Here is a 4,024-nt window from a genome sequence, read left to right as displayed (position 1 = left end):
CCCCGACGGCCCCGGAACACCGGACACCACCGACGGCACCACCACCCCCGGCACCCGCGCCGCCCCCACCGGCCCCGCCGCCCCCTCCATCGACGCCCTCTCCGTCCACGACATCCTCGGCACCATCCCCGCCCTCGTCGCCGTCGTCTACGGCCCCGAGCACCGCATCGCCTACGTCAACGCCGCCTACGCCACCGTCTTCGGCCCCCGCCCCGCCGGCCGCACCGCCCGCGAGGCCCTCCCCGAACTCGACGAACTCGGCCTGCTCCCCCTCATGGACCAGGTCCTGCGCAGCGGCCGCCCCCGTACGGTCAAGTCCCGCCGGGTACGCGCCTGCGCCACCGACGGCGCCCGCGACCGCTACTACACCTTCACCTGCGCCCCCATCGAGGTCGCCGCCAGCGGCCCCGCCCCCGACCCCGAGGTCGCCTGCGTCGCCCCGCACCCCGGCGTCCTCGTCTTCGGCGCCGAGGTCACCGACCAGATCGAGTCCGCCGAACGCCTCCGCGTCAGCGAGGCCCTCCAGCGCGAGGCCGCCGTCACCCTCCAGCGCTCCCTGCTGCCCCAGGAACTGGAACAGCCCGACGACCTCCGCGTCGCCGCCACCTACCGCCCCGGCGGCACCGACGCCGCGGTCGGCGGCGACTGGTACGACGTGATCACCCTCGGCGCCGGCCGCACCGCCCTGGTCATCGGCGACGTCATGGGCCGCGGAGTCCGCGCCGCCGCCGTCATGGGCCAGCTGCGCACCGCCGTCCGCGCCTACGCCCGCCTCGACCTCCCGCCGCACGAGGTCCTCCAGCTCCTCGACGGCCTCGCCGCCGAGATCGACCCCAGCCAGATCGCCACCTGCGTCTACGCCGTCCACGACCCGAACGAGGGCCGCCTGGTCTACGCCTCGGCGGGCCACCTCCCCATCCTCGTCCGCGACCCCGACGGCGTCGTCCACCGCGCCGGCGAACCGACCGGCCCGCCCCTGGGCACCGGCGGCTGGCAGCACACCTCCGCCTCCCTCCCCTTCGGCCCCGGATGCGGCGCCGTCCTCTACACCGACGGCCTCGTCGAACGCCGCGACAAGGACATCGACGACGGCGTCGAGGCCCTGGAGGCCGCGTTCGCCGGCGCCGACGGAGCCCCCGACATCGTCTGCGACCGCCTGCTGCGCTCCCTCGGCATCACCGCCACGCACGACGACGACGTCGCCGTCCTCGTCCTCCAGCACCCCCACCGCACCGGCCACGACGCCGAGCTGTTCCACAACGCCGTCCTCGAACTCCACGGCGGTACGGAGGCCGCCCCGCGCGCCCGCGCCTTCGCCTCCGGAGTCCTCGCGTCCTGGCGCTTCCCGCCCGAGCTGCGCGACCACGGCGTCCTCGCCGCCAGCGAACTGGTCGCCAACTCCCTCCTCCACGGCACCCCGCCCATGCGGCTGCGCCTGCGCCGTACGGACCGCCGGCTGATCGTCGAGGTCACCGACGGCGACGACCACCTCCCGCGCCGCCGCACCGCGGAACCCGCCGACGAAGCGGGCCGCGGCATCGCGATCGTCGCCAGCCTGGCCTCCTCCTGGGGCGCCCGCCACACACCGGGCGGCGGCAAGGCCGTCTGGTGCGAATTCGTCCTGCCGACGCCACCGGGCCGCACGCCGCGCTGAACACGCAGCGGGTCCCGCGGTCGTACGACCGCGGGACCCGCTCACTCCTGATCAACCGTGGCGGCTCAGGCGGCCACCGGCTCCCGCGCCGGGACCGGTTCCCGCGCGGCGGCCGCGTCCCGCGCCGCACGCTGCGGATTCTCCTGCGCCGGCGTCAGCATCCGCCCCAGCCGAAGCGCCAGCACCGTGATCCCCAGCGCGCACACCACCAGCATCGCGATGTACAGCACCGGCATCCCGTGCCCCACCATCAGCGCGCCCACCGCCGGACCGATGGCCAGCGCCAGCTGCTTGACCAGCGCGAACGCCGAGTTGTACTGCCCGATCAGCCGCGCCGGCGCCAGATCGGCCACCAGCGGCGCCACCGTCGGCGACAGCAGCGACTCACCGAAACCGAAGAGGACGTACGTCGAGATCAGCAGCGTCGTGGCGAGCGCCGGCGCGCCCGGCACCAGCCCCGACAGCCCGGCCGCGATCCACGCCACCGTCCAGATCAGCCCGACCAGTGCCATCACCCGGCTGCGCCGCCGCTTCTCCACCAGCTTGAGCACCACGAACTGCGCCACCACGATCGCCGCGGTGTTGGCCGCCAGCGCGATGCCCAGCGTGGCCGGAGCGATCCGGGTGACGTCCGTGGCGTACGCGGCGAGCCCCGACTCGAACTGCCCGTAGCAGGCGAAGAACAGCACGAACCCCAGCACGCACAGCCACACCATCCGACGGTCGGACAGCAGCGACCGCCACGCGCCCTGGGGACGCTCCCCGGTCGGCACCGCGTCCTCGACCTTCGGCGCGCCCGGCAGCCGTACGGTCGCCACCGCCACGCCGAGCACCAGGAACATCGCCGCCTCGATCATGAACAGCCGGACGAAGCTCGACGCGTGCGCCGGGTCGACCAGCAGCCCGCCGACCAGACCGCCGATGCCCAGCCCCAGGTTGTTGAGGAAGAACTGGGTGGCGAACGCCCGTGACCGGGTGACCGTCGTCGAGCACCACACGATCATCGTCGCCAGCGCCGGCTGGATCACCGCGATCCCCGCACCGAGCGCGACGGCGGAGGCGATCGCCATCGGCTCGCTGCTGGACAGCCCCATGCTCAGGGCACCCGCCGCGGCCGTGACCGTACCGACGACGGCCACCGGCAGCGGCCCGCGCCGGTCGATGGCGCGGCCGGTCAGCGGCAGCACCACCAGCGCGGAGACGGCGAGCATCGCGAGCACCACACCCGCGGTACTCGCTCCGAGGTCCCGCACCTTCGCCACATAGACGTAGAGATACGGAACCGTGAAGCCGTTGCCGAACGCGCTCAGCGCGTTCCCGAGCTGGATCCGGCGCAACGCGGCGCCCATCGCGGTGGTCACACTCACCTACCTAGGTCGGATCGAGGACGATCAGAAGCTGAAAAAGGCGAACAAAGTGCCCATACGCTCGACAAAGACGCACCCGAGGCATGCGTGACGGACGACAGGGCACCCCAGAGCCGGGACGGCATGCGAAAGCCCCCCGCCGTCCTCGGGGGTGAGAGAGGAGACCGGTGTCGCCGGAGCCTTAAGGCCCGGTCCGGACTGTCTCGCCCTGAAGACTTCAACTCTAAAGTTCGAAGCTAAAGGCTACATGGTGAAGGACTTCAACGCCAATGAGTTCCATGCCATACTGCGCGGCATGCCTGAGACCTCAGAAGCGGCCGGCACCCCCGCGGAGCCGAGCCTTGAGGAACAGATCGCGGCCTACCAGCGCGAGTTCCAAGACCTTGACCCCCAGGTGGAGCAGGTCGTTTCCGCACTTCAGCGGCTCAACCGCCGGATGAACGTCGCCTACGGGCGCCAGACGGCCACCCTCGGCATGAGCAACGCCGAATGGGAGGTCCTCAAGGCCCTCGTCCTGTCCGGCAGCCCCTACCGCATGGGTCCCGGCGAACTCGCCAAGCGCCTCGGCCTCACCCCGGCCGCCATGACCCACCGCATCGACCGCATGGCGAGCGAGGGCCTGGTCACCCGCGAACGCGACGAGAACAACCGCGTCCGCGTCATCGTCGAGCTGACGCACGAGGGCCGGGAGAAGTGGCTGGCCGCGATGCGCCTGGCCGTCGTCTTCGAGGAGGAGCTCCTCCAGGACCTCTCCGGCGAGGAGCGGCGCGTCCTGGGCGAGGTCCTCTCCCGCCTGCTCCGCCGCGTCGAGGACACCCCGTCGAACGCCGGCGGACGCTCCACCGACCCCTCCTGATCCCTGTGAGGCGTACGGAGGGCCGTGGTTGACATGCGTCCTCCTGATACGTAAGGTTCTCCGAGTTGCCGCACGACCGACAGGTTCCGCGGTGACTCTCCCGCCGCTTCGCGGCACACCACTACTGCACGGCCCCTCAACGGGAAA

General features: G+C 72.4%; 3 protein-coding genes. 2 read left to right on the top strand and 1 reads right to left on the bottom strand.

Going from position 1 to position 4,024, the window contains the following annotated elements; all coding sequences use genetic code 11:
- The coding region (locus AC51EU_RS27950; RefSeq protein ID WP_496269873.1) for an ATP-binding SpoIIE family protein phosphatase at positions 1-1,654 on the top strand (1,654 nt) is incomplete at its 5' end.
- A gap of 65 nt (positions 1,655-1,719) precedes the next feature.
- Here the strand turns inward: AC51EU_RS27950 and AC51EU_RS27945 are convergent.
- Positions 1,720-3,015: an MFS transporter gene (locus AC51EU_RS27945; protein WP_496269872.1), complete on the bottom strand. Its 1,296-nt coding sequence runs from the start codon at positions 3,013-3,015 to the stop codon at positions 1,720-1,722.
- A gap of 301 nt (positions 3,016-3,316) precedes the next feature.
- On the opposite strand from AC51EU_RS27945, the gene AC51EU_RS27940 reads away from it, so the two are divergent.
- Entirely contained in the window at positions 3,317-3,877 is a 561-nt protein-coding gene (locus AC51EU_RS27940; RefSeq protein WP_496269871.1) for a MarR family winged helix-turn-helix transcriptional regulator, read from the top strand.
- The last annotated feature ends 147 nt before the right edge of the window (positions 3,878-4,024 follow it).

The sequence above is a fragment of the Candidatus Streptomyces philanthi genome (genome assembly GCF_059553635.1).
The sequence above is the reverse complement of the archived record's forward strand: the minus strand, read 5'-3'. Positions and strand labels throughout refer to the sequence as shown.

Bases quoted from the DNA above. Each gene is read 5' to 3' on its own strand.
- AC51EU_RS27940 (WP_496269871.1), top strand. From the start codon at position 3,317: ATGCCTGAGACCTCAGAAGCGGCCGGCACCCCCGCGGAGCCGAGCCTT.